This is a genomic window from Streptomyces sp. BBFR2, from assembly GCF_044497305.1.
Lineage (GTDB): Bacteria > Actinomycetota > Actinomycetes > Streptomycetales > Streptomycetaceae > Streptomyces.
On the sequence record NZ_CP172415.1, the window covers coordinates 499132 to 525515 of the forward strand.

Here is a 26384-nt window from a genome sequence, read left to right on the forward strand (position 1 = left end):
CGGGGAGACGCACAGGGCGGAAAAGGCCGGAGTTCGGGGGGAGTTCTCCCCGGCGGCCGCCTTTCGTCAGACTGCCACAGGGCGGGGTGCGTCCCCCAGATATCCGGGGCGGGCGGGCGGCGAATTGGGCCGGTGAGCCCAGGGCGGATGGGCCCGAGGGCCCAACGGCGGTGTCCGGTACGGTTCTTCCGGCCGTCGCGGTCTCCTTGGCCGCGGGCCCGGTGGCGAGGTCCGGCGCGAAGGCCCGACGGCGGGGGCCGGTGCCGGTGCCCGCCGTCGGGCCGGTCCCGCCCGGCCGCCGCGCCGTTCAGCCGGCCCGGCACGCGGCGAGGAGCTTGTCCCGTACCGCCGCGTCCCGCTCGTCCAACTCCACGGCCAAGGCGTCCGGTTGGCGCTCGGCGTCCGGGGCGTCGTATTCGGCGGCGGTGAGTTCGCGGAGCAGCAGGCGGGGGCCGGGGCCGGTGTCCGGTCCGGTCGCCAGGACGCGGAACGCGCTGTTGCCGGGGAAGAGGACCTCCTCACCGGCGCCGGCGGTGCCGAGCGCGTCGGTCCGTCGGCCGCTCACCGACCAGACCGCGTACGTCACCCCGGTGTCCCCGGGCTCCGGCGCGCCCCGGCGGGCCCGCACCACTTCGGCGGGGCGGAGCAGTTGCCCGGTCCGGTACCCGTCCGCGCCCTCCTGTGCCGGCGTGTCCCGGCCGTGCGCCACCCCGCGGTAGGACGGCAGCCGCCGGAGCCCGGAGGCCACGCACGCGGCCCAGGCGCCCGCCAGTTGCGCCGAGGGCAGCCGTCCGGGCCCGGCCGCCTGCCAGTCGTCGCAGATCAGCGCGCGGACGGCGATGAGGTCGCAGAGGACGGAGTCCCCCGCGTCGGCCGCCGACCGCAGCCCCGGCCGGGTGGCCAGCACCCGCGCCACGGCCCGCGCGTGCACGTCGTAGCCGCGCCGCAGCGCCGCCCGCAACGCCGCCCGCTCGTCCGCCGTACTGCGGTGGGCGGGCAACACACCGGCGGGCGCGTACAGGACGCCCGCGCGGCGCGGTGGTCCGGGGGCGGTGGCGGGCTCGGGAGCGGCGGGGCCGGCGTCGGCGGGCACGGGCTCGGGGCCGGGGCCCAAGGGGGCGGGCCCGGTGGCGGGCGGTCCTTCCTGACGCTGTTCGTCCTGACGCGGTTCGTCCTGACGCGGTTCGGCGTCGGTACGGCGCGGGGCTTCCGGTGTCGCGGGGCCGTCCGCCGGTGGAGCGGGCGGCCGTGGTGCGGCGGCCACCGGCGGGGTGACACCCACGGCGGCGGGCAGCCCCGCGACCGCTGCCGGGAGGGTGCCGAGGGCGGGCGGTGGCGGTGGCGTGGCCGCCCGCGGGAGGACCGGCGGCACGGGGGCGGCGAGCACGTCCGGGGCGGGCGGCGGCGCTCCGGGGCCGGGGGCCGGGGCCGGGGGCGGCGCGGGGGCCGAGGGTGGCGCGGGGGCGGGAGTGCCCGCCCACGCCGTGGTGCCGGGGGCGGCGAGCACGTCCGGGGCGAGCGGCGGCGCTCCGAGGCCGGGCGCCTGGGCCGGAGGCAGCGCGGGGGCCGAGGGCGGCGCGGGGGCGGGAGTGCCGGGGGCCGCCCACGCCGTGGCGCCGGGGGCGGTGGGAGCGGTGGGCGTCGGCGTGGGCGGGGCGACCGCCGGAGGAACCGGTGGCACGGTCAACGGCGCGGCGGCCACGGGCGCGGGCAGGGGCGCGGCGGCCCCCGGTCCGGCCGGAGGCGGGGAATCCCCGGCCACCGGCGAGGGTGCCCCGGGCACCGGCGAGGGTGCCCCGGGCACCGGCACGGGCACGGGCGGGGTCCCAGGCACGGGCGAAGGCACAGGCACAGGCGAAGCCGCGACCCCCAGCCCCGGCCCCGGCACCCGCCCCGGCCCCGGCCCCGGCCCCGGCACGAACGGAGACGCAGACACGCCCGAAGCCGCAGGCGAAGGCGGGGCCGCAGCCACCGGCGAGGGCATCGCGGCCACCGGCACCGGCCCGGACGCAGACGCGGGCACAGGCACAGGCGAAGCCTCAGCCACCGGCACCGGCACCGTCACCGGTGAAGCCGCGCCCCCGCCCGCCCCCGCCGTGGCCGGGACCACCGCCGAAGTGGCCGGGAAGGTCGCCGGCGGGAGAGCCGCGCAGGCGGCCGGATCGCGGGCGTCGACGACGGAGGTGCGGAGGTAGGCGGCCAGCAGCCGCAGTTCCCGGGCGCCGTCCGGTGCCGGGGGCGGGGGTGAGGTGAGGACCGCGAGGGCCGCGGCACGGCCCTGCCAGTGCGTCCGTACGGTCCACAGGGCGCGGGCCAGGTCCCACACCGAGGCCGGGCGGGTCCCCAGCAGGTAGGGCGCGCCCCGGTGGCCCGCCGGGCGGTGGACGGCGACGCCGTACAGGCCGGGGCGCCAGCGCTGCTCGGCCCAGTGTCCGAGGTCCGCCGTGAGTGCGGCCGTTTCCGGGGCGCTCCGTTCGGCCAGTACCAGTCCGCGGGCGTCCGGGCGGGCCAGCGGCGCGGGGCCCGGCAGGTCGCGTGGCGGCTCGGTGCCGGGCCGCAGCCGGGCCAGTTCCGCCTCGGGGAAGGGGTGGCGGCCGGCGAGCTGGACGGCGGGCGTCCGGTGGCGGTCGGCGCGCTGCGGGGTCACCCCCCACCAGCGGTCGCGGTGGCCGCCGGCGAGCACCGGCATCTGGAGGCGGTCCGCGATCTGCTGGACCATCCAGCCGGCGACGGACCCGTTGGAGACCAGCAGCACGGCCCGGCCGCTCCTCCGGGGGCAGGCGAGGACACGTTCGGCCAGTTCGAGCGGGGTGACGGGCCGGGAGGCGATGTAGAAGGCGCCGAGGTGGTCGTCGAAGCGGACGAACACGGTGTAGAGGTTCCGGTCCGGCCGCCACCAGGGGGCGAGTTGGGAGGGTTCCAGCGGCTCGCCGCCCGGTTCGAAGACCACCCCGCCGTCGATCGGGCGCCCGTCCGGCGTCCCGTGGGTCCGGCCGGGCGGGCCCCCGGGCGGGAAGGTGGCCGTCGTCACCGGGTGGTGCGGCCCCTGGTCCGGCCGCGGTACGGCCACGGCCGGGCCCTGTCCCGTGGCGCCGGTCCAGGGCTGCCGGACTCCGGGCCCCGGTGCCGCGGCGCTTGCGGGGGCCTTGCTCAAGTGGCTCACTGCGGTGTCCTTCGTACGCGGTGCAGCCGTCACGCGGCCCGGCCGTCGTGGGCCCCGGGCCGGGGGGCCGGCGTGCGCTGCGGGATGAGGGCGTTCCGGCGCGCTGGTCCGCGGGCGCCCGGCCCGCGGAAGGACCGGTGGCACCCGCGCCGGATCCGGGCCGCCGCACTCCGGCGGGCCGGTTCCGGCGCGGGACGACGCCGTCACGGGGGCTGGGCGGCGTCCCCCACAGTCAAGCGGGCCGGACGCGTCCCGGACAGGGTCCACAGGCTCAATCCGCGGGCCGCCGCGAGCCGCCGTCCGCCCGCCTCCCACCTGCGAAGAACCCCTCGTCCGGCGGGTGCGCGGGCCGGTGGCGGCCACCTCGCGGGCGGGCGGTGCGGGGCTATCGTGCCGGGGCGCCGCCGGGACGGCCCGGACCGGCGCCCCTCTCCGGCCCCGGCGCACCGCCCGCCGCGCGGGGCCCGTCCCGCACCCCGTACCGAGGAGCGACATGCCCGACCGGAACGACTCCGTCACCATCGACGCCGACGCCGTGCGGCGGCTCGGCCGCGAACTCCAGGAGGCCGGGCGGGAGTTGGCCACCTGCCTCGACCGCTACCGGGAACGCTGCGCGGACTCCGGCGGCGGGTACGGCCCGACGCCCGCGGGGCAAGCCGCGGGCCGGGAAGAAGAGTTGACCGCCGGGGAGCTGATCCGCGTCCTTGACGAGCTCGTCGGGGCCTGTGAGAACCGGGCCGACAGGCTGCTGGACGCGGCCGGGCGCTACCGGTCGGCCGGTGAGGAGGCGGACGCGGCGGTGGCGGCGCTGCGGCGCGCCCGCTGACCGCGGCGGTCCGCGCCGCCGGGTCCCGTGCGGGGCTCCGGCGGCGCGGACCGTGCGGCCGTCAGCGGTTGTCCAGCGCCTTCTCCTCCCGGACGGGGGAGTCACCGGCCGGGGCGCCGGGCCCCGGCGGGAGGGCGAGGTCCGCCGGCAGCAGGGTGCACAGGTCGTGGTCGGTGGGCCGGGGGACGGCGCCGAGCCGCCCCGCCTGGAGGGTGACCATGCCGTCCAGGACCTGGCGGGCGTAGCGTCCGTTGCCGAACGCGGCGCCGCGCGGCACCTCCTCGAAGTGGCGCAGCAGGGCCCGGCGCAGGTCGTCGGAGCAGACGTAACCGGCGTCGGCGGCCTGCTGGTCGACGAGGGTCACCAGCTCCGCCGGGGTGTAGTCGTCGAACTCCACCGTCCGGGAGAAGCGGGAGGCCAGGCCCGCGTTGGAGGCGATGAACCGCTCCATGTCGGCGGAGTAGCCCGCGGCGATGACGACGACCTCGTCGCGGTGGTCCTCCATCAGTTTCACCAGCGTGTCGACGGCCTCCTGTCCGAAGTCCGAGCCGGTGGACGCCGGGGCGAGGGTGTACGCCTCGTCGATGAAGAGCACGCCGCCCCGGGCCCGTTCGAACGCCTCCTTGGTGCGCTGCGCGGTGTGGCCGACCCACTCCCCCACCAGGTCGGCGCGGGAGACCTCGACGAGCTGGCCGCGGGGCAGCACGCCCAGGGCGCGCAGCAGCCGGCCGTAGAGGCGGGCGACGGTCGTCTTTCCGGTGCCGGGGGCGCCGGAGAAGATCAGGTGGCGGCTGAGGGAGGGCGCGGGCAGTCCGGCCGCCCGGCGGCGGCGGACCGATTCGAGGAGGTCGACCATGCCGGACACCTCCCGCTTGACCTGTGCCAGGCCGACCATGCGGTGGAGTTCGCCGAGGAGGGCGGCGGCGTCCGGGGCGTCCGCGCCGTCCGCCGCGTCGGGGCCGTCCACGCCCTCCGGGAGGGCGACGTCCTCGGGCAGCAGCAGGATCAGTTCCCGGCCGGTGGGGTGTTCCTGGCCGGCGAGGCGCTGGGCCTGGTGTTCCACCATGGACTCGAAGATCTTGCGGGCGGTGCGGCCGTTGCCGAAGTCCCGGTCGCGGGGGATGAGGTCGAAGCGGCGGGTGAGGGCCTCCCGGGTGCCGTCGCCCAGTTCGTAGTGGTGGGTGCGGCACATGTGCTCGACGATGGTGACCAGTTCGCCGGAGGCGTAGTTGTCGAACTGCACGGTGCGGGTGAACCGGGAGGACAGGCCGGGGTTGGAGGAGAGGAAGCGGCGCATCTCGTCCTCGTAGCCCGCGGCGACGACGACCACCTCGTCGCGGTGGTCCTCCATCAGCTTCACCAGCGTGTCGATCGCCTCCTTGCCGAAGTCCGGGCCGCTGCCGCCCTCCCCGGACAGCAGTCCGTACGCCTCGTCGATGAAGAGCACCCCGCCGCGGGCCTCCTCGAAGCGTTCCGCGGTCTTCAGGGCGGTGCCGCCGACCACCTGCGCGACGAGGTCGAGGCGGGCCACCTCGACGAGATGGCCGCTGCGCAGGGTGCCGAGGGCGGCGAGGATACGGGCGTAGAGGCGGGCCACGGTGGTCTTGCCGGTGCCGGGCGGGCCGGCGAAGACCAGATGGCGGCTCATGGGCGGGACGGGCAGTCCGGCCTGTTTGCGGTGGGCGGCCATCCGGTTGAGGTTGACGAGGTAGGTGACCTCCTTCTTGACGCCGGAGAGGCCGACCAGGGAACGGAGTTCGGCGAGCGCGGCGGCCAGCGGGTCATCGCCGTCCGGCCCGTCGGCGGGCGCGGGGGCGGCTGCCGGTTCCGGGGTGTTCCGCGCGGGGGCGGGCGGCGGCCCGGCGTCGGCGGTGGCGGTGGCCGGGCCGCCGCTGTCCGGTGCGCCGTTGCCGTGGCTGGTCAGCTCCTCGACGCGGACCGCGGTGTCCGGGACGGTGCGGCGCAGTCCGGCGCCCCGGTTGCCGTGGACCTCGCAGGAGACGACGGTGACCTCGCCGGTGGTCTCGACGAGCAGGCCGTCGCCGTCGTTGCCGTACACCTCGCAGGAGGTGACGGCCCCGGTGGCGCGGCCGGTGAGGCGGACGCCGTGCCGCCGGTTGGTGTGCACCCGGGACCGGCCGAGCGCGAGGTCCCCGTCGCCCTCGACGGCGACGCCCTGGGCGCGTGCCCCGGTGACCTCGCAGTCCCGCAGCACCGCCCGTCCCCCTTCGCCCACCAGGACCCCGGCGTCGGCGCAGTCGGCGATCCGGGTGCCCTGGACGTACGGGTTTCCGCCGCCGGTGGCGGCCAGTCCGGCGAGGGTGGTCCGTTCGATACGGGAGTCCTCGATGCGGCCCCGGCCGTCCTCGGCGACGAGGACGCCGTGTCCCCGGCAGTCGCGGACGGACGCCTTGCGGAACAGCGGGTTGGCGCCGGTGGAGATGCCGATGCCGTGCCGTTCCATGTCGTGGATGTCGAGGCCGGTGTAGGTCCCGGCGGACTGGTCGCGCACCGCGACGGCCAGTCCGGCGCCGTGGTGGATGCGGACGCCGGTGAGCTGCGGGTCGCTCTCCCCCGTCACCCAGACCGCGGTCTCCTCGGCGCCGGTGACCTCGCAGTCCTCGAAGGTGCCGTGGGAGCGGTCGGTGACGAGGAGTCCGTTGCCGCCGGTGCGGGTCACGGTGCAGCGGACGACGTGCGGTGCCGCGCCCGCGCCGAGGACGAAACCGTGGCCGGTGACGTCCGTGATCTCGCAGTCCTCGAAGACGCCGCGGACCGGGCCGGTGAGGTGCACCGCGGAGTCGGCGCTGTCGTGGATACGGGTGCGGTGGACGGAGGTGGCGCCGCCCTTCTCGACGCCGATGGCCGGGCCGCGGATGCCGGAGAGGTCGCAGTCCTCGATCCGGCCGCGGCCGCCTTCGGTGGAGCAGACCGCGTTGCCGCCGATGTCGTTGAAGGCGCAGTCGCGGATCAGCGGGTCGGCGCCGGAGGCGAGGACGACGCCGGAGCCCTGGACCGCGCGGAAGGCGCACCGTTCGACCTCGCCCGCGGCGTCCTCCATGGCGACGAGGCCGGAGCCCGCGGTGTTGGCGAGCGCGCAGTCGCGGAGCGCGAGGCGCGCGCCGCCGCGGGCGAGCACCGCGGCGGCGGAGGCGGCGGTGACGGTGCACTCCTCCATCGTCAGGGTGCCCATCGCGGCGTCCACCACCGCGGCGCCGCCGTCCCGGCCGCGCAGTTCGAGGCCGCGCAGGGTGAGGGACTCGGCGGCGAGGAGGACGGTGCTGCCCTCGGCGGTGTCCCAGGTGACGCTGCCGGGGCCCTCCTCGGCGGTGATGCTCACCGGTACCCGGACCACCAGGCTCTCGTGGTAGGAGCCCGGCAGCACGTTGATGATGGCCCCGGGGTCCGCCTCGGTGAGGGCCTGGCCGATGGTCGGGTAGCAACCGGGCTCGGTGTCCGACACGTTGAGGACCCGGCTCATCGCGCGGCCTCGGCGGCCGTACCGGCGCGGCGGGCGGGTGCGGCGGGCGGCGCGGGGGCGAGGTGGCATCGGGAGGGGTTCACGGGGTGCTCCAAGCTCGGCGTACCGGTCCGCTCGGTACGGCCGGTGGGTGCGGGGTCGGGGGACGTCGGAGGCGGACGGGGGTCAGGGCCGGGGTGGTCCGGCGGTGCAGTGGGCCAGCGCCCGGTGGCGGGTGGTGTCGTCGACGGGCGGGGCGGTGTGGTCCGCCGCCCGGATGTGGCGCAGCAGCCCCTCGGCCGGGGCCAGTCCGTACGCGTCGAGGTAGTGGGCGCTCGCGTCGGACCACAGCCAGGTGCCGTCGGTACGGATCCCGGCGGGGACGCCGCCGGGGCGGGTGGGGTCCACGACGTCGTCGAGCGGTTCCGGGCAGTCGAGCAGCGGGGTGCCGGCCCGCAGGTAGGCCAGGACGCGGGCGCGCTCGCCGAGCTCCAGGCGGGGGTGGCCGGGGCGGAAGAAGGGCCGTCCGGCGTCCGTCACCCCGTCGAAGACCGGGGCCGCCGTGAACGGGGTGCGTCGCGCCGCCCACACCGGTGCGCCGGCGTCGCGGGCGGCCCGCTGGTAGCGGGGCAGCCGGTCGCCGGTGGCGTAGACCTCGGCCTGTGCGGCCGTCTCCCCCGCCGCCGCGAGGGCGTCCAGCAGTACGGCGGTGACGGCCGGCAGGTCGGTGCCGGGCGGCGTCTCGCAGACGTACACCCCGCGTGCGGGACGCGCCCGGCCCGTGGCGGGCCGCCGCCGGGCGCACCACAGGCCGTGCGCGCCCGCCCGCGCGGCGGCCGCGGCGAGCGCCGGGGGCGCCGCGGCGCCGACCGCCTCGAAGACGTACGGGAGCGGCGTCGGCCGGGCGGGCGGCGGGGGCAGCAGGTCGAGGGGCCCGGAGTCCTGCCCGTCGGCCTCCAGCACCTCCGCGAGCAGGTCGGCGTCGCCCTCCGGCAGCGCGGCGCCGGCCGCCTGCACGGCGCGGAGCACCTCGCGGGCGAAGTCCGGCCGCGCGGACGCGGCCAGGTACCGGCGGGCGCGGGTCAGCGCGTCGTCGTCGACGGTCCCGGCGAGGGAGAGCAGCAGATGGTGGCAGTCGGCCCGCCAGGTGGAGCGTGGCGGGAGGGGGACGGGCGGGCCCGGGAGGTCACGAGCGGCGTGGTCGGGACCGGGGAGGCCCGGACCGACGTGGTCGGGACCGGGGAGGCCGGTCGGCGGGGTGCCGGGTGCGGCGGGGTTCATGGCAGGTGCCTTCCGAGGGGTCGGCGCGGTGCCCGGCGGGCTCCGGGGGTCCGTGCCTGGTGGTGCGGGCGGGTGGACGGGCCGGGCGCCCGGAGCGGGCATGCCGGGGAAGCTCCGGGGTGTCCACCGGCGGACGGCCCGCGGACGGCGGACGGCCCCGGCGACGCACCGGCCGACCCGGCACCGGCAGACCCCGGCTCCGTGCCATCCGACGGCACACCGACCGACACCGGCACCGCACCGGCAGACACCGCACCGGCAGGCCCCCGCTCCGTACCGGCAGACACCGCATCGGCAGGCCCCGGCACCGCACCAGCAGACACCGCACCGGCAGGCCCCAGCTCCGTACCGGCAAGCCCCGTACCGGCAGGCACCGGCACCGCACCGGCAGGCCCCGGCTCCGTACCGGCGCCCGTCGCACCGGCCGGTGTCCTGTGCGTGCCGGGGAGCCACGATGCCGGTTCCGGCCCGGCCTCCGGCCGTGCCCGGCTCACCGGCCCGTCCTCTCCGACGGGCCGTCAGGCCGCTGGTGCGGGTGTGCCGCCCCGGGCCCCGGTACGTAGGTGGCCCAGCCCCCGCCGTCGCGGCCCGTCACCGGCAGGCGCGCGCCGGGGTGGGCGGCGCCCGGGTCGGCCAGGTCCCAGCGGACCGTTCCGGCGGCCGCGTGCACGGTGACGCCGGAGAGGTCGGCGAGCCGCCGGCCGAACCGGTCGCCGGGCACGGGCGGTCCGTCCTGGCGGAACGCGAGCCGGTCGACGGCCAGCCGCAGCGGGGCGTGTCCGTCCCACCCCGCCGCGCGCAGCACCTGGAGCAGCGCCTCGGGACCGGCCGCGACGGTGAGACCGGCGGTGCCCACGACGCCGGGGTCCGACGCGGCCAGCCGCAGGTGTACCGCGTCCGGCACGCCATGGCCCGCCACAAGGAACTCGCCCGGCGCGGCGGCCTCCCGCCAGGCGGCGGGGAGCGGGGCGTGCTCCTGGGTGGGCAGCACCAGTCCGCCGGGCAGCGGTACGGTCCGGACGTCGCCGGGTACCGCCCGCAACCACGTGAGGTGTTCCACCGGGAGCGAGGCGGCCGGCACCAGCGCGCCGTAGGAGTTCGTGGCGAACCGGGGGCCCGGGGCGTCGGGCCGCCCCGCGACGAGCTGCCAGTCGCCCGGCCGTCCGTCGGCGTCCGCCACGACCACCTCACCGGTCGCGTCGACGCGGTACGTCTCCGCGCCGCCGGACGGTGCCGGGACGTACACGTCGGCGCCCAGCTCGGTGGCGAGTTCGCGCACCCGCCGGTGGAAGGTCTCCCGCGCCGCGGCGGGCAGCGGGCCCCCGTGGACGACGGTGCCGTCCGCGCGTCCGGTGAACCGTCCGAGGAGCTGGATGTTCTCGGTGCCCTCCCAGGGCCCGGCGAAGTCGGGCGGCCCCATCTCCGGCCGCGCCGCGGGCCGCCCCGGACCGCTCGCCGCCGGGCCCGCGGGGGTGCCGGAGGCGTCGGGGACGTCCGGCCGGCCGCGCAGGCGGAAGGCCAGCTCGTCGACGGAGAGGGTGCGGACCCGGCCGTCCTCGGCCAGCTCCGCGAACTCACCGTCGTACGCGACGACCACGTCCACCGGCAGCAGGTCCGGATGGCTCGCGATGTCGAAGGCGGCGGGCGTGAGCCCCAGCCGCCCGCCGTGCGCACCGAGCGAGGCGAGATCGGCGACCCCGCCGTGGCGGGTGGCCCCGGACAGTGCCAGGCCGGATTCCCCGGCGGCCCGGTGAACGTCCTCGGGCCCGCTCACGGTCGCGTGCGGGACGGCGGACGGTACGGGAGCGACCGGGGTGACGGGCGGCTCCGCAACGGCCGGGCGACCGGACGCCTCCGGGCCGGCCTGCCCGGCGTCGGGCGAAGCACCGGCCGAGACGTCGCCCGCCCCGGTGCCCGTCCCCTCCGGGGCGGCGGGCGGCGGGCCCTCCCCGCCGCCGGACGGCCGGTAGGTGACCCAGCGGATCCGCGCCCCGGCCTCCCCCAACTCCTCGTCCAGGGACAGCACCCCGTTCTGCCCGGCGGGGCGGTCCCACGCGATCATGCCGGTGGGGGCGTGTACGGGGACGCCGGCGAGGTCCGCCAGTTGCTGACCGAAGCGGGGGCCGGGCACCCATTCGTCGGGACTGTCCGGGTCGAGGTCCCGCTCGTGCCGCGGGCTCGCGAAGGCCAGCCTGTCGACGGCGAGGCGCAGCGCCGTACGGCCGTCCCAGCCGGAGCCGCGCAACACCTCCAGCAGCACGCCCGGCCCCACGGGGATCTCGCGGCCGCCGCCCGGGAGGGACAGGTCGATCCGGTCCCGTCCGCCGGGCGCGACCACCAGGAACTCGTCCCGGGCGGCGAACCATTCCCACACCTCCCGGCCGGCGGGCATGAGCCGGTCCGAGGCGGTGGCGGAGCCGGAGCCGCGGGGCAGGGAGACCCCGCCGGTGAACGGTTCCGTGCGGACCTCGGCGGTGTCGATGCCCAGCCGCGCCGCCTCGTCGATCCGCAGGGCGGCGGCGGGCACCAGGGCTCCGTAGGTGTTGGTCGCGAACCGTGCCGGGGTGCCCTCGCGGAAGGCGGCGCGCCGCCAGACGCCCGGGGCGCCGCGCGTGGCCGCGGCGACGACCTCGCCCGTCTGCGCCAGCGGGCGCGGCAGCGAGACGGCACCCCGGTCGTTGGCCGGGTAGTACACGTCCGAGCCCAGTGCCCGGGACAGTTCCGTCATCCGGCGCGCGAACCGCCGCGCGATGCGCGGGCCGATCCCCTGCGTCTCGTGCACGACCCGGCCGCTCGCACGCACCTGGAAGCGCCCCAGGAACTGCACGTCGGTGCCGCGTTCGAAGACCGCGAGGTGGTGCAGGCGCTCCGCCAGAGCGCCGGGGGTGAGGGCGACCGGTCTGCCGCTGTCGAAGTCGAGTACCGCCAGTTCGCCGTCATGACGCACCATCAGGTCCAGTACCTGGAGCCCTTCGTGGGACACGAGCCCGAACGGGTCGTCCTGCATCGGGTAGCCGTGCAGGTTCGCGCGGAGGACCTGCGTGCTGTTGGTGAGCGTGTTGTCCCGGGTGGCCGCGGAGAGCAGGGCCCCCTGCTCCGTGAGGCGGATGTGACCGGGCACGGACACATCCGGCACGAGGGCGCCCCGGTCGTCCGTCGTCAGCGCGGAGGGCAGCGTCTCCGCCGCGCGCAGGACGAGCCCGCCGTCGGGTCCCTCGACGACCTCCGCGGGCCGGTCCTCGTCCCCGGGGCCGGGCAGCCGCACCCACCGCCTCGGCTGAACGCTGTCCTCTCCCGCCCGGAGGACGAACGCGGCCGGGCCGCGGCGGTCGGCTTCGGCCCGGACGTCGACGGATCCGGGCTCCGGTACGTACACCTGGACCGCGCCCTCCCCGGCACGGACGGACGCCTCGTTCAAAAACCCGCGCAGACCGGGCTCCCCGGGCCGGTCCGCGGTGCCCGCCGTGCCCTGGACCCACTCCAGGAACCGGTCGTAGCGGGGGCCCGGCGGCGGGGTGCTCACCAGCAGCCGTACCGTCTGCCCGCGCCAGGCACCCAGCGCCCGCTCGCCGTCCGGCAGCGGTCCGGCGGTCGCGGCACGTTCGGTCAGCACCGCCGCCACCTCCGCGGGGGTGGCCTCACGTTCGGTGCCGTTCACCTGGCGGATGAGGGGAACGCCGGTGCTCTCGGAGAGGCTCAGGGACACGTCGTAGACCCAGGGGTGTGCCGGGGGCTCTTCCCGATGGCTCGGCCGGAGCGTGACGCCGCTCGGAGTGGGGGCGAACACCGGGCGGTCGTCGGCCGGTACGAGACGTCCGTAGGGGTCGGCGACGAAGTCGGGCAGACCGTGGTCGGTGCCGGCGGGCGGATCGACGCGCTGCCACCGCCCGGCGAGCAGTGCCCCCCTGGAGGAGGCGGTCACGTCCCGGCGCCCGGGAATCGTCACCCCCCGGCCCGGCGGCGGCGCGACACCGCCCTCCGCCGGCAGGTAGACCGGAACGCCCAGCTCGGAGGCGACCTCGGTGGCGAGCCGGGCATCGCGCGGTGCCGCCAGCAGGCTCCCCGCGCCGGTTTCTTTCTTCCATGTCCACACCAGTTGGAGCGCCCGCGACCGGTCCCAGCCGTACGTCCGCACCCAATCGGCGATCTGGCGCGCCGTCGCCGGCTGCTGCCGCTGTCCGGGCAGCAGCAGCCGGCCCTCGGGGTCGCGGTGCAGATCTGCCAGGAAGAGCTGGTCGGAACGGTCCGCCAGCCGTCCGCGCCACGCTGTGACGCGGTCCTCGATGTGCGAGGCGATCCGCTCGGGCAAGGGCGGCCCCGCCTGCTCGCTCCCCTCCAGGAAGGGCACCGACACCGCCCCCGGCATCCGGAGCGTGCCGGGCAACGCCCCGCCGTTCTCCCAGTGGTAGTGGTAGCCCTCGGGGAGCGATGCGGCCAGGTCGACGCGGCCGAGTTCGCCGTGCGTCCAGGAAGGGTCCTCGGAGAAGCCCACTGTCCGGCCGAGATGCCGGGCCAGGTCGTGCATCCAGGCGGTGAGGCCGATGGTCCGGGCGGCGTCCCCGGGGGGCCTGGCGAGGATGATCGGCTGCCCCAGGGGTACGCCGTCCGGCCACAGCGCCCGCACCAACTGGGCGGGTGACACGGGGAGCAGCTCCCTGAACCAGGTGACCAGTGTGGGACGGCCCGCGTGGTCCACGTCGAGCGCCACGAAGAAGGTCTTCTCCGCGGGGACGGGGAGGCCGATCTCCTGACCGGCGTCCCTCCTCAGGGACCGGTACCCGTCCGGTGTCGTCTCGATGTCCACGTCGGCGCGGGACCACTGACCGCCGTGGACATCGGTGAAGTCGGCTTCCGGCGCCAGCAGTTGACCGGCCTCGCCGGTACGGAACCCGTCCGCCGTCCCGCCGTCCGGCACCGCCACGTGCCATCGGGCGCCTTCGGCGGTGACCAGCAGATCCGCTGGCTCCGGGCCGACCCGGACGGAGGTGTCGGGCGACGGGAACACGACCGTGCGGCCCGTCAGCCGGGCCAGGTCGCGGGCGTGTGCGGCGAACTGCGGATGCACATCGGCGAAAATGGGGCCGGGCCCGTAGATCTGGACGACCGGAGCCTCGTGCTGGGCGAGCTCCTCGCTCAACTGCTCGGGAGAAACGGACACGAATCCCCTGTCGCTGCTGTACCGGAGGAACTCGCCCCGTCCTCCGGCCGCGAGGAAGACGACACTCCGGTCGCGGCGGACCGGGGGGACGCGGATCCCCTCGGCCGTGAGGTGCGTTTCGAGCGGGTGGTGCGGCAGGCCCGGCAGCACCGTCGGCCAGTCCCGCCGCGCGCGGCCCCGGGCGTCGGTGGGGAAGAAGAACTCGGGTACGGCGTCGGTGCCGTTCACCATCTTCCATATGTGCCCCGCGGGAACGGTCAGCTCTCCCCCGTCGACCAGGACGCGGACGCCCGGCGGCGGGAGCAGGACGATCCGCTCCGTCCGACGGGCCAGCTCCTCGACGTGCCGGACGAACTGTTCGTACACCTGGGGCGGGACGCCCTCGGGGAGGTACATCCGGAGCGGTTCATCGGGGAGGTCACCGGCCCTGGCCAGCGCGATCTCGTCGCGTACGGTGTCCGGCGTGACGGCCTCGGCGTCCCCGAGGCGGGTGATCTCGCCGTGCGGGCCCGCCGCGGCCACCATGATGAGGCCGTCCGCCGCGGCGGGCAGGGCGTGGCCCCGTTCCGTGAGGTGGCCGGTGAGCTGTGCGAGGTTCGCGCCCTCCCGGAACATCAGCGTCAGCGGCCGGATGTCCGCCAGGACCCAGTCCTGGCCGTCGGTGGCCGGCCCGACCGCGCGTACGTCTTCCCCCTCGATGACGGTCACCCGGCCGACCCCGGGGTACGCCACCGGGCGGTTCAGGAATTCCGCGAGCCGGGCCGCTTCCCGGGCCAGGACCCCATGGGCCCACGGTGCGAGCGGCCCCGCGGCCGGCAGATGGAGGCGGATCAGGTCGACCCGCCGGGGGCCGCCGGTCCGACCGTGCTCGGCCTCCGCGAACAGGGCGCGCAGAGCGTCGCCTTCCGGCAAGGTCACGGTCCCTGCCCCGTTCTCCCGCCCGTGTGCCACGCCGAGGTTCTCCTCCTCGACGCGCAGCAGCAGCCCGTACCTGTCCGAGATGCGCAGCCGCCCCTCCTGGGTGAGGACACCGGTCAGTACCAGCTCCTGGCGGGCGGGGCTGTTGGCGAAGAAGGGGTCCTGCGGGCCGAGGCCGATCGGTGCCCGGTCGGCGATCTGCTCCACGGACCCGTCGTCCCGCACCGCGTGGCTGCGGTGGACGGGTGTGTCGGGAAGGAGTTCGCGCCAGGGCCCGGGGGCGGGGCCGCCGCGCGGCCACAGGCTTCCCCAGCCGTCGACTTCCAGGTCGTGGACGTCGGGCCGGTACCACACGGGGCGCCGGGTGAGGTGGGCGATCTGCTGGAGCTGCTCGGCGACGCGCTGCGTGTTCCACTCGGTGTGGCCGGGCAGCACGAACCGCAGGATCGCGGTCGCCGCGTACGCCTGGGGATGGCCGTGGACGAGTGCTCTGACCGTCTCCACGGCGTTCCACTCCGTCTGACCGAGGTTCGGCAGCCAGGCGCCCAGATGGCCGTCCTGCGACACCACCGCCATGACCGTCATCGCGGCCGGTTCCGCGGGGACCCGGTCCAAAAAGCTCAGGAGACCGGGCGCCCCGCCGAACGCGACGTGCCCGTTGACCCTGCGGACGAACGACCACGGCCCCATGGCGCCGGTACCGGGGGCGGCGTCACGGTCCATCCCTCCGGGCAGGCCCGGTTCCCGGGTCATGCCCAGTTGTTCGGCCAGGGCGTCGACCTGGGCGACGTCGCCGCCGGCTGCCGTCAGCGCTTCGGCGAGCCGGGCCGGTGCCCCGCGCTGGAGGCTGCGCAGTTCCTCGGCGGCGGCGTCCCGGCCGATGACGATCCGCGGCCGCCAGGGCAGGGCCGGGCCGTCGGCGGGGGCGGGCCCGGCGGCGTGCCCGGGGCTCTCCCGCCGCGCGGGCGCGGGCGCGCCGTCGTGGGCGCCGCCGAGGACCCCGGCGATCGTCTCCGGTGCGGCCGGCCGGGGCTCCCTCGGGTCCGCCGCGCCGCTCAGCACCGCCGAGATCAGGTCGCGGCGGACCGGCCGCGGCTCCCGGGCCCGGTCCGCGGCGTCGGGCGCCGGCCGGGTGTCCGGCGGCCGCGGGGCGGGGTCGTCGCCGCGCAGTACCTGCGACAACGCGCTGTTCTGGGAGGTGGGCCGGCCCGGTTCGCCGGGCGGTGTGCCGGGCCGGAGGGCGGGCGCGAAGCTGTCGGCGAGGGCGTGGGCCGCGTCGTCGCCGTGGCGGTGCAGTACGTGGGCGACCTGACGGAGCCGTACGGCCTGCTCGCCCGGCGCGTCGAGGTCGAGCGCCCGGTCCGGGACGTTCACCCCGCGGGCGGCGAGGAGGTCCCGGGCGGCGCCCATGACCTGCGCGTACTTCCCCTCGGAGAGCTTGCCGAGCGCCTTCAGGCCGCGGGCGACGTTCTCCGGGCTGATGTCGATGTGCTGCTCGGCGGGGGCCTCCCGGTCCGGGGTGTCCGGGCGCGGGGCCGGGTCACGGTCGGGGGCGGGCGTGTCGGTGGGCGGGGTGTCGGCGGGGCGGGGCGCGGGGGCGCCGGTGGCCGGGTCCGGCTCCGTACCGGGCGGCGGGTCGGCGGGGGCGGCGGGCTCCGGCGTCGTGCCGGGGTCGCGGGTGCCGGTGGTGGCGTCCGCCTCGAAGAGCGGCGCCTTCTCGGGGTGCACCAGCAGTTCCACGGAGTCCCTGAGCCGGAAGGTGAAGGAACCGTCCGGACGGGTGCCCGCGGCGGGCCGCCCGGACGTTTCGAGGGTGAGGGTGTAGGCGATGCCCGCGCGGACGTGCAGATAGACCTGTTCGGCCCGTTCGACGAACCTGTTCGGGCCGAGGAGGGCATGGGTGGTGACGCTGCTCGCGGCGGAGCGCGCCGAGGTCCGGCCGGCGGTCGGGGCTCCGGTGAGGCTCGCCTCTCCAGGTTTTCCGGTGGCCGTCCCGTCGGCGGTGGTGCCCGCGGTCCGGCCGGTGCCGGCGGAGCCGACCTGGCGGCTGCGGCCGTTGTCCTCCAGTTCGTGGTTGACGATGACCTGGCCGAGCGAGGTGGCGTCGAAGAGTTCGGCGCGCACCGTGAGGTGGCCGTGGGTGTCGCTGAGGACGCCGCCGCGGACGACTCCCGGCGGCTGGAACCCTTCCGTCGCCAGTGTCCGGTCGAAGAATCCGCTGAGGAAGGGGGACGAGAGGGCGTTGCGCAGGGCCTCCTCGGACATCGTGCCCCACTCCGTGAGCAGTTCGGCGTCGCTGGGACGGAGGCGGGAGAGCAGCCCGCCGCCGGACTCGCCGCGGAGTGCGCCGAGGAACTGCTCGTACATCTCACGGACCGACAGGTCGTCCAGTCCCTTGAGGACGAGGTGGCGCTCGTGCACCGCGCGCGGGAGTTCCGCCGCGGGGAGCGGGAACGGCCGCACCGGGGTGATGTCCGCGGCGCCGGTCAGCCGCTCCACGCCGGGGCGAGCGGGGCGGGCGAGGGCTCCGGTGTCGCTGTGCAGGGCCTCCGCCACCGCGACGTGCTGCTTCAGCGTCACCTCGCGGATGTCGTCCGGGTGCGGGTCGCCGGCGCGGTGGTAGGCGCTCCGTACCCGGTCCGGTACCCCGCCGAGGAGGGTGTTGAGCAGCATGGGCAGGGGCTGGGCGACGCGTTTGACGGCCAGCGTGACGCGCAGGTCGCCGGTGTAGAGCTGGGCGCCCTGCGGGAAGGTGACCGTGTCGACGAGGGTGGGGCCTTCGTACAGTTTCCGGGAGGTGGTGCGGGACCCGCCCCGGGCGAACGTCAGGTTGCCACCGGGCTCGGTGACCCGGCTGGTCCCCGGGGGCTTGCCGGTGCCGCCGAGGTGTGCGGAGAGTTCCTTGGCGCGGGTGGCGCTCTCGCTGGTGACCGCCCAGTCGAAGGTGTTGAGGTAGCGGCCGACGGACATGTCGGCGTCCGTCCCGACATGGGTCAGCTCGCCGACGGGTACCGCCGTCACCTCCACGAAGTACGGGCCGTCGGCGCCCAGCGGGTTCAGCCGCAGGCCGGTGCCGAGCATCCGCCGGACGGCGCCCAGCAGCGACGTCGGGCTGAGCATCTGGTGCAGCGACTCCACCAGCGCGCTCTCGGCCCGCAGCGGGACCCGGGAGTCGGCGGCGTCCCCCATCAGCTTCGCGAAGGCCGGGTGGTGGCGCAACAGCCCCACCACGGCGTCGACCAGCGGATTGTCTCCCGGTGCGCGCTCGTCTCCCGGGTGGCGGGCGGCGTCGTCGAACCGCAGGGCGTACGGCACCTGGGACAGCAGTGTGGTCCGGGCGTCGAGGGGCGAGCGGGCCGCGGTGCCGCTCGCCGGGGTCCGCGGGGCGCGGCGGAGGAACTCCAGCGCGTCCGGCACCTTGACGCTGCCGCGTTCGTGCACCAGCCGCTGGGACGAGCCGAGGGCCCCGAGCTCCCAGGTGCGCCGGTGTTCCACCTCCACCGTGTAGATGACGTCCGCGAGGTGGTGGGTGTGCGGCGCGTCGGCGATGTTGGTCAGACCGCCGGAGGTGACCTTCTGGAGGCGGGACATCCCCACCGCGCTGCCGCGGCTGTAGCTCCCGGCGACGCCGAACGACGGGGCGTAGCGCCACGGCAGCCCCACGCCGATGCCGGCGCCGGCACGGTAGGTGTAGTTCGTACCGGCCGCCATCCCCGCGGTGATCTGCGGGGTGGACTCGTGCAGGGACATCCTTCCGGCGGAAACCTCTCCGGGGAGGGCCCGTGAGGCGCCGAGTTCGGCGCGGATGCGTACGACGAGACCGTGTTCGCGCAGCGTCCGGCTGTCCCGGAAGAGTTCGGTGTGGACGGCGCCGTCGCCGATGCCGCGCTGGAACAGCGCCATCAGGCGTTCGGCGTCGGTGAGGCGGTCGACCACCGAGGCGAGTTCGTCGGCGGGGAAGGACGTGATCCGGGTCAGTATCCCGGTGAGCACTCCGGCGACCTCGGCCGCGCTGTTGACGCTGATGAGGAGGTCGTCGGGGCCGAGCTGTTCCCGCTCGCGGACGGTAGCGAACTCCCGCGGGTCGGCGGCGACTTCGGCCCGGCGCGGGCCGGAGTCCGGTGTCCGGGTGTTGAAGAGCAGGCTCTCCGGCGCCCAGAACCGCACCTCGCCGTCGTCGACGGAGGCGTGGCGGGTGACCACGCGGCGCAGGGCGGCCGCGGCCCGGGTGTGCTGCGGCGGGTGCCCGGGGGCGGACGGGTGCGGGCCGGTCCGCCCCCGGGGCCCGACGGTGACCGCGATGTCGAAGCCGGCGGCGTACGCGAGCCATTTGCTGGGGCCGGAGATCGCGGGGGCGCCGGTGGTGGCGAAGACGAAGTCGGAGGTGGCCAGGGAGTGGGTGACGCTCTGTGAATAGCCGGCGCCGGCGGAGAGGTCGACGGCCGCCCGGTGGGCGAGCTTCGCCGACACCTCGATGCCCGCGCGCTGGGTCCGCGTGAGCGTCCCGCTGTGTTCGACGGAGTGCGCCATCGCCTTCACCAGCCGGACGGTGCGGTCCGCGCGGACGCCGGAGGACAGCAGCGCGTCGGGGTCGAACCGGCCGGTGACGGTGACGGCGGCGCTCCTTCCGCTGGGCAGTTCCAGGACGCGCCGCAGCCCCCGGGGCGTGAAGAGTTTCCCGCCGTGCACGCTCAGCCCGGCGAGGGAGAAGTCGGGCGCCAACTGCCGGTGCAGATGGTGCCGTTCCAGCGGGGTGATCCGGCTGCCCTGTTCCTCCCATGCCGCGACGATCAGCTCCAGCGTCTTCTCCTGCACCTGGCGGGCGGAGCCGGAGAGTTCGACGTGGGTCGGTCCGGCACCCCGGTGCTCGCGGACGGCCGGCGGCAGCAGCGCGGCGTCGGACGGCGGGGGCGGCGGGCGTTCCGGGCCGGGCGGCTCGGAGCGGAGCGCGGCCTCGAACGCGCGGACGTCCGCCAGGGGCAGCCGCAGATGGACGGTGCCCGGGTGGGTGACCTCACCGGTGGCGCCCTTCAGGTTCGACCACAGCCGCGCGACGAGGGTGACGCCCAGTTCGTAGACGACGGACGGGCCCGTGGTGCTGAGCTGCTGCCAGGTCGCGGGGCCCTGGTCCAGCTCCAGGCTCCGGGCGGTGGATCCGCCGGTGTGGAAGTCGAGTTGGGCCTTGATGGTCGCGGCGGAGGTGACACTGCCGCCGGCCTTCGCGGCGAGGCCGCCTTCCGCGGCGTTCTCCCCGGACCGGGTGTTGATGGCGAAGTGCAGGGTGCGTTGCTGGATGGAGACCGTGGCACCGCCGGGCTTTTTTTCCGTGGCGCCGCCGGACTCCGTACGGTCACCGGGCTCCGTGCGGCCGTCAGCCTCCGTCCGGCCGCCGGGCTCCGTACGGTCACTGGTCTCCGTGCGGCCGCCGGGCTCCGTACGGTCACCGGACTCCGTGCGGTCTCCGGACTCCGGACGGTCACCGGTCTCCGTGCGCTGGCCGGACTCCGTGTGGTCGACGCGCCGTGCGGAGACGAGGTGGGCGCGGACGGTGACGCCCACCTCGTGCGCACCGCCGTTCAGCGGGAACGTCTCGGAGGCGTGGCCGATGCCGGAGTGGTGGACGATCCCGTACAACTGGACGCGTTCGCTCAGGAAGCGGCGCAGCCGCCAGGCGGCTTCGGAGCCGCGGGTGAGCGCGGTGGTGTCCGGGTGGCCGTCGGGGCCGCGGTAGGCCCGGTCGAGGTGGTCGAGCACCCGTGCGTGGAGCCCTTCCAGGCCGTCGATGGCCTCGGGGGCGGCCAGGTGCGTCCACATGGCGTCGTCGAGCCGGCGCTGTTCGGCGGCGGTGCGGGGCCCGTCGCCGGTCAGGACGTACGTGTCCCGGGGGCGCGGGTGGAGCGGCAGTCCGTCGCGGAGAGGGGCCTCGGGCACGAGCGAGCCTGCCGCCTCGATCCGTACGTCGAACGGCGCGGAGCGCACGGCGGGGGCCGGGGGTGCGGCGGGCGCCGGGCCGGTCGCGGGCGGCTCCGCGGGACCACCGGTGGCTTCGCGGCGGACCGTGACCTCGGCCTGTACGCCGGAGAAGGTGAAGTGGACGGCGTCGCCGGTCGGCGGGGTGAGCCGGGCCGCGCCGATGGACATGTCACCGCTGCCGACGGAGGTGGTGCGGCTGCCCGAGAAGGGGATGCCGATGGTCGGGGCGAACGTGGCCGGCGGCATGACGTCGGTGACCGAACCCCCGAGCTTCCAGGTGACCGCCTTGCCGCGGGTGCCCGTGACCCGGGAGTCGTACTCCGGGTCCCAGGACTTCCCCAACCGCTTCACCTCCGTGGCCTCGACCGTCGCCGGACGGATCTCCCGGACGGCGTCCCGGTCCGCCGGCAGCAGCAGTCGCGCGTGGACGCGGTAGCGCCCGGCGTCCGGCAGCGCGGTGGTGACCTCGTAGCCGCCGTGGGCGAGCCAGTCGCCGAACTCCTCGTCCCCCACCGCCCGGCGCGCCACGTCGAACCGGCTCAGCGCCTGCCCGACGAGGGACTCCGGATGGCCGCCCTGCCGGACCGCGTCGGCCAGCACGCCCGCGAGCCGCTCGTACACCACCTCGGTATCCATCAGCCGGATCGCGGTCCCGAACCGGCCCGCCACCGCGAGCCCCGCGGGCAGCCCGCGCGCCGAGGGGCCGCCGGACGCGGCCGGGGGTGCGTCGTCGCCCGCGGGGACGGGCGTTTCGGGGGCGCGGGAGGACGTCTCGCGCGGGGGCGCGGCGTCCTCGGAGCCGTGGAGTGGCGGCGGTGCGCCGGAGTCGGGTGGCGTCGGCCGGTCCTCGGAGCCGTGCGCGGGTGCGTCGTGCGGCGCCGGAGAGTCTTCCGGGGCGCGGGAGGACCTGTCCCGCGAGGGGGCGGCGTCCTCGGAGCCGTCCCGTGCCGGCCGGTCCTCCGGGTCGTGGGCAGGTGTGGGCCGCGGCGGCTCGGGGGCCGTCCCGTGGGGAGCGGCGGTGGGCGCGGGCGGCGTCTCCCGGGGTGGCGCGGCGTGCGGGGCCGCGGGTTCCTCCGTACGGGATACCGCGGCGAATTCGTCACGCGGGGGCGGTGTCACGGCGGCGGACCGGTCGCCGGACGCGGCGGGGCGCGGTGCGGCGGCCGGTGCGGGGGCGGCGGGCGGCGGGGAGTCCGGGCCGGGGCGGAGGGCGGTGCCGGTCGCCGGGGGCTCCGGCGAGCGCGCCGACGGGCCCGTCGGCGCCGACGGGGAAGTCTCGTCCGCCACGGGCTCCTCCGCGGCACGCGGCCGGGGGGTCCCCTGCTCCGGGGCCCGTTCCTCGCTACGGGACGGGAAGGGCCCCTCCTCCGCAGGCCGTTCACCGGCACGGGGGGCGAACACGCCGTCCGCCGCGGGGCGTTCACCGGCGCGGGGCGAGAACGGGGATTTCCCCGAGGGCTGTTCCTCGGCGCGGGCCGAGGCCGCCTCCTCTCCCGGGCGGTAGTCGCGCCACACCGGCGTACGCCCTTCGGGGCCGTCCGCGGTGGTGGGGCGCAGGCCGTCGGGGGTTCCGGCGCGGCCGGGGGACCAGGCGCCCTCGGCCACGCGGAGGGTGAGGCCGTGGGTGTCGGCGAGGCGTTGGAAGGCGTGGTGGGCGGAGGCGGCGGCGAGGTCGGCGCCGGGGCGGCCGGGCAGGACGGCGTCCGCGGCCGGGTGGGAGACGAGCAGCCTGACCCGCGCGGCCGTGTCGGGCCGCGCGGAGAGCCGGCCGAGCACCTGGTCCAGAGCGGTCCGGGTGCCGGGCGCCGCGGGGTCGGCGGTGACGACCACGACCGGGCCCTCCGCCGACGGTGCGAGGGCCCGGATGTCGGCCGCGGCGGGCATACCGGGGTGGGCGGCGGCCGGGTCCGTGGCCGCGTCGATCCAGAGGCCGGCCGCCACGGACCGCAGCCGGGCGCCCGTGACGGGGACGGCAGCGGCGTCCTCGGTCGCCTCGTGCCAGGCGAGCGGCGGGAACACCGCGCCCTCGGACGCCGTCTCCCGCCCGGGGCGGAACCGCTGCCAGTGGCCGCCGTCGGGCCCGGTGACCAGGGACGCGCCGCCCTCCAGGACGTCGATGCGGCCGTCGGGGGCCGTGATGTCGACCTGGTAGCGGTCGGCCAGGTCCTGGAGGAAGCTGCGGCCCCGCTTGCCGGTGGCGAGGGCCGCTCCGTCCCAGGCGAGCCGCAGCGCGCGGGTGCCGGGCAGGGCCGCCAGGTCGCGCACCGTGTCCTCGACGCGTCGGCGCACCTCGGGCACGTGGAGGTCACCGTGGCCCGCGACGGTGACGCGGCCGGGGTCGGGCAGCAGCCGGGCGGCGTCGAAGGCCCCGGCGGGGGCCGGGCCGGTCAGGACCAGGCCCGCCGGGATCCGCTCCAGCCCCTCGGGGGTGCCGTACCGGGTGGCCGTGGTGAGGATCTGGTCCCAGGCGGGCGAGGGGAAGAGGGCGCCGACCGGTTCGGCGGTCAGATCCGGCCGCGGTACGGCGCCGGGCGCCGGCTGCTCCTCGGTGCGGGTGACGCGCTGCCACTGGCCCGCGCCCGCCGCACCGGATCCCGGGGTGCCGTGCTCGGGCGGCAGGACATGGGCGTAACCGGTTCCGGTGAGCTTGACGGGCCCGTCGGCGGCGATCACCTCGCGGATGCCGGGGACCGTCCGCAGCAGGCTCGCGGCGTGGTCGAGGCCGCGTTCCGGCATCACCAGCCGCAGGCTGTCGCGGGCGCCGGGCGGCAGCGCGTCGACGAGCGTGTGCAGGGCGCGCGCGGCCGCGGCGTCCGGCGCGATCACGGTGAGGCGCCGCGGATCCGGCGCGAGGGACCGCAGCATCGCCGCGACCTCGGGCCGTTCGAACAGCCCGGCGCCGCCCGCCGGATCGCGCAGCAGGATGCCCGCCGGTATCCGCTCGGCCCGCATCGCGCCCAGCCGCTCCGCCGCACCGGCGGGCAGTCCGCTCCCGTCACCGTGCGCCTGAAGCGCCCGCTCCCAGGCCGGGGCGTCGAGCACCGCCCCGGCGACCCGGGTACGCACCGGCCCCGGAGGCGGCCCGTCGGGGGTCCGCTCCCCCGGTACGGGTGCCGCGGGGCCAGGGTCCGGCGGCGGGGTGCGGTCCGCGGGGGACGCGGGAGCGTCCGGGCGCGCCGCGGGGGTGGCGCTTTCGGCGCCCGGGAAGGGTGCTTCGGTCGCCGAGTGGCCGGGAGCTCCGGCGGTGCCGGAGGACGGCATCTCGGCGGAGGGGTGACCGGGGGCTTCGGCGACGGGGGCCCGGGCTTCCGTGGCCCGGGGACCGGCGGCCGGTTGGCCGGTGGTGGCCCGCTGCCCGGAGGACGGCGCCTCCGCTCCGGGCAGCTCGGTGGTGTGGTGGCCGGCGGCGGGTGCCTCGGCGGCGGCCCGGTCGCCGGAGGGCGGGGTCAGGGCCTCGCCCTGCGGTGTCCCACCGGCCCGGCCCCCGGGCGCGGGGATCTCGGCGGCCTGAACCTGCGCGCTCCCCGGACCGGCGCCCGGAACCCCGGCGGTCCGCTGCCCGGCGTCCGGGGCACCGGCCACCGGCCCCGGCGCCGCACCGGCCGTGGCCGTCTCGCGGGACGCCCCGGTCTGCGAAGCGCCGCCGCCCGTCGCCCGCTCGCGGGACGCGCCCGCGTCCCGCCCCGTGGTCTCCGTGCTGTGCACATCGGCCCAGGCCGCACCCGTACGGCCCGTGGCCGGGGCACCGGCCCCGGCCACCTGCTGGGAGGCCGGCAGCGGGCCCGTCCGGCCCTCGGCGGCTCCGGGCATCCGGGGCGCCGGCGGCACCGCCCGCTCGGCGGTGGCGGGGTGTCCGGCGGCGGGTGCGGCGGCGGTCGGCGGGGCCGGGGCGGGCGTCCGGTGTCCGGCCTCGTCGGACGGCGGGGAGAACGTCGTCCAGCGTCCGCCGGCGGCGTCGCCGTGTCCGCTTCCGGTGACGAAGAGCGCGCCGTCCGGACCGGCGAGCACCGGCCCGCTGGGTACCCGCACCTCGACCTGATGCTGTGTCACGAACGCGTGCAGGGCGGGAAGCTCGGCCTCGGTGACGGGGGTGGCCAGGACCACCCGATCCGGCAACCGCGCCGGTGCGTCCGGTGCCGCCGCGATCTCCCGCCAGGTGGACTCCAGGTGCGCCACACCGCTCCCCGAAGGCAGTTCGGGGGTGCCGACCACCATGCGGGGCAGGCCGTCATCCATGCCCATGGTCCGTACGGCGGAGGAGAACGCGGCGTCGAAGACGGCGCTCCCCGCGTCCTGCGGGCGGGCCCAGAAATTGCCCTGCGGGGTGATCTCCACCCGCGTCGTACCGGGCAGCGAGAAGCCCCGGCCCGCGTCCTGGACGTGTTCGAAGGGGGTGAAACGGGCGGCGTCGGGGAGGGCGGACAGGTGGGCGAGGGAGGCGGCGAGGCCGGCGGGCGCGCCGGTGGGGTGGGCGCCGCCGACGCGCCGGGCGAGCCCGCCGGCCATGCCCGTCGTCAGGCCGTCCGCACCGGTGTGGGTCTTGCCGCCCATCGCCGTCGTCCCGGCGGTCATACCGGCGTAGCCGCCCGCGCCCGCCTGCACCACCGACTCCGCGAGGCCCGCCGCCACCCGGCCCGCGCTCACCCGCGGGGCGGCCTGCGCGGCCCCTTCCGCCACCTCCCGGGAACCGGCCGCAGCGGCCGACCCGGCCGCCGTGTCCGCCGCCCGGGAGCCGGCCACCGTCACCTCACGCCCGGCCGCGGCGGCGCCCTCGCCACCCACCGTCCGGGACAGCGCCGATGCGGGCTGCCCGGCGGCGGCCACCACGTCCCGCGTCCCGCCCGGCGCGATCGTGCGCTCCGCCGCGCGCCCGCCTTCGGACAGCGCCGCCTTCTCCACGCCCGCCGCGGCCTTCCCGGCGCCCCCGGCGATGCCCCGGTACGCCGCGCGGGAACCGGCGCCGATGGCCGTTCCGACACCGTGCGCGACCGCGCCCATCAGCGCGCCCATGCCCGCCGACTTGAGCACCGAGCCCCAGTCGAAGTGGTCGCTGTGCCCCTTGCCCAGCACGACGCCCTGGGCCAGCACATCGGCGCCGGCCATGACCAGGGCGCCCAGCCCGGCGGCGATCACCGCCTCCAGGAGGAAGCGGCCGACCTGGGAGAGCAGTTCCGAGACGACGATCTCGACGCCGGCCAGCCAGACCAGGGAACCGCCGAGGGTCTCCACCGCGTTGGCCACCGCCCAGGCGATGGACGCCACCAGGTACAGGCCGAAGAAGATCGCCTGCAGTTTGGCCTTCTCCACCTGCGCGGCGGTCTCGTAGGCGCCCTCCGCGATCTTCTCGGCGGAGTCCGCGAGCGCGGCCAGCCCCGAATCGTTGAGCAGCCGGTCCATCAGCCGGTCGTGCGCCTCGCGCGCCTCGCCCTCCCAGCCCCGTACGCCGTTGGGGCCGCCGGCCATCGCCTCGTGCAGTGCGCGGGCGTCCTCCGCGACGGCCCGGTGCACCTGGGACAGGACGCGGAGCTGGTCCTCGTCCGCGGCGGGCCAGACACCGATGAGGTATTTCGCGACCGACCGGACCTCGGGCGGCAAGTTCATCGAC

At 77.2% G+C, this 26384-nt stretch carries 5 protein-coding genes; 1 reads left to right on the forward strand and 4 read right to left on the reverse strand.

Annotated features, from left to right (window positions below; all coding sequences use genetic code 11):
- Window positions 1-307: 307 nt before the first annotated feature.
- Window positions 308-3163 (reverse strand): hypothetical protein, encoded by a 2856-nt coding sequence (locus tag ACGH2B_RS01865; protein ID WP_399082985.1) that lies wholly within the window; start codon window positions 3161-3163, stop codon window positions 308-310.
- A 493-nt stretch (window positions 3164-3656) separates the two neighbouring features.
- Here ACGH2B_RS01865 and ACGH2B_RS01870 point away from each other — a divergent pair, with 493 nt between their 5' ends.
- The gene (locus tag ACGH2B_RS01870) at window positions 3657-3989 is read left to right on the forward strand and encodes a hypothetical protein (RefSeq protein ID WP_399082988.1); all 333 of its coding nucleotides are present in this window, start codon (window positions 3657-3659) and stop codon (window positions 3987-3989) included.
- A 61-nt stretch (window positions 3990-4050) separates the two neighbouring features.
- Here ACGH2B_RS01870 and ACGH2B_RS01875 read toward each other — a convergent pair whose 3' ends face one another.
- The 3 genes from ACGH2B_RS01875 to ACGH2B_RS01885 all read right to left on the reverse strand — a co-directional run bounded on the left by ACGH2B_RS01875 (window position 4051) and on the right by ACGH2B_RS01885 (window position 26380).
- A complete protein-coding gene (locus tag ACGH2B_RS01875; RefSeq protein WP_399082991.1) occupies window positions 4051-7470 on the reverse strand; it encodes a right-handed parallel beta-helix repeat-containing protein in 3420 nt (1139 codons plus the stop codon).
- A gap of 165 nt (window positions 7471-7635) precedes the next feature.
- Entirely contained in the window at window positions 7636-8730 is a 1095-nt protein-coding gene (locus tag ACGH2B_RS01880; protein ID WP_399082994.1) for a hypothetical protein, read from the reverse strand.
- Window positions 8731-9220: 490 nt separating this feature from the next.
- Window positions 9221-26380: a hypothetical protein gene (locus ACGH2B_RS01885; protein WP_399082997.1), complete on the reverse strand. Its 17160-nt coding sequence runs from the start codon at window positions 26378-26380 to the stop codon at window positions 9221-9223.
- Window positions 26381-26384 lie beyond the last annotated feature (4 nt).

Coding starts and splice junctions, on each gene's coding strand:
- ACGH2B_RS01870 (WP_399082988.1), top strand. CDS start 3,657: ATGCCCGACCGGAACGACTCCGTCACCATCGACGCCGACGCCGTGCGG.
- ACGH2B_RS01875 (WP_399082991.1), bottom strand. CDS start 7,470: ATGAGCCGGGTCCTCAACGTGTCGGACACCGAGCCCGGTTGCTACCCG.
- ACGH2B_RS01880 (WP_399082994.1), bottom strand. CDS start 8,730: ATGAACCCCGCCGCACCCGGCACCCCGCCGACCGGCCTCCCCGGTCCC.
- ACGH2B_RS01885 (WP_399082997.1), bottom strand. CDS start 26,380: ATGAACTTGCCGCCCGAGGTCCGGTCGGTCGCGAAATACCTCATCGGT.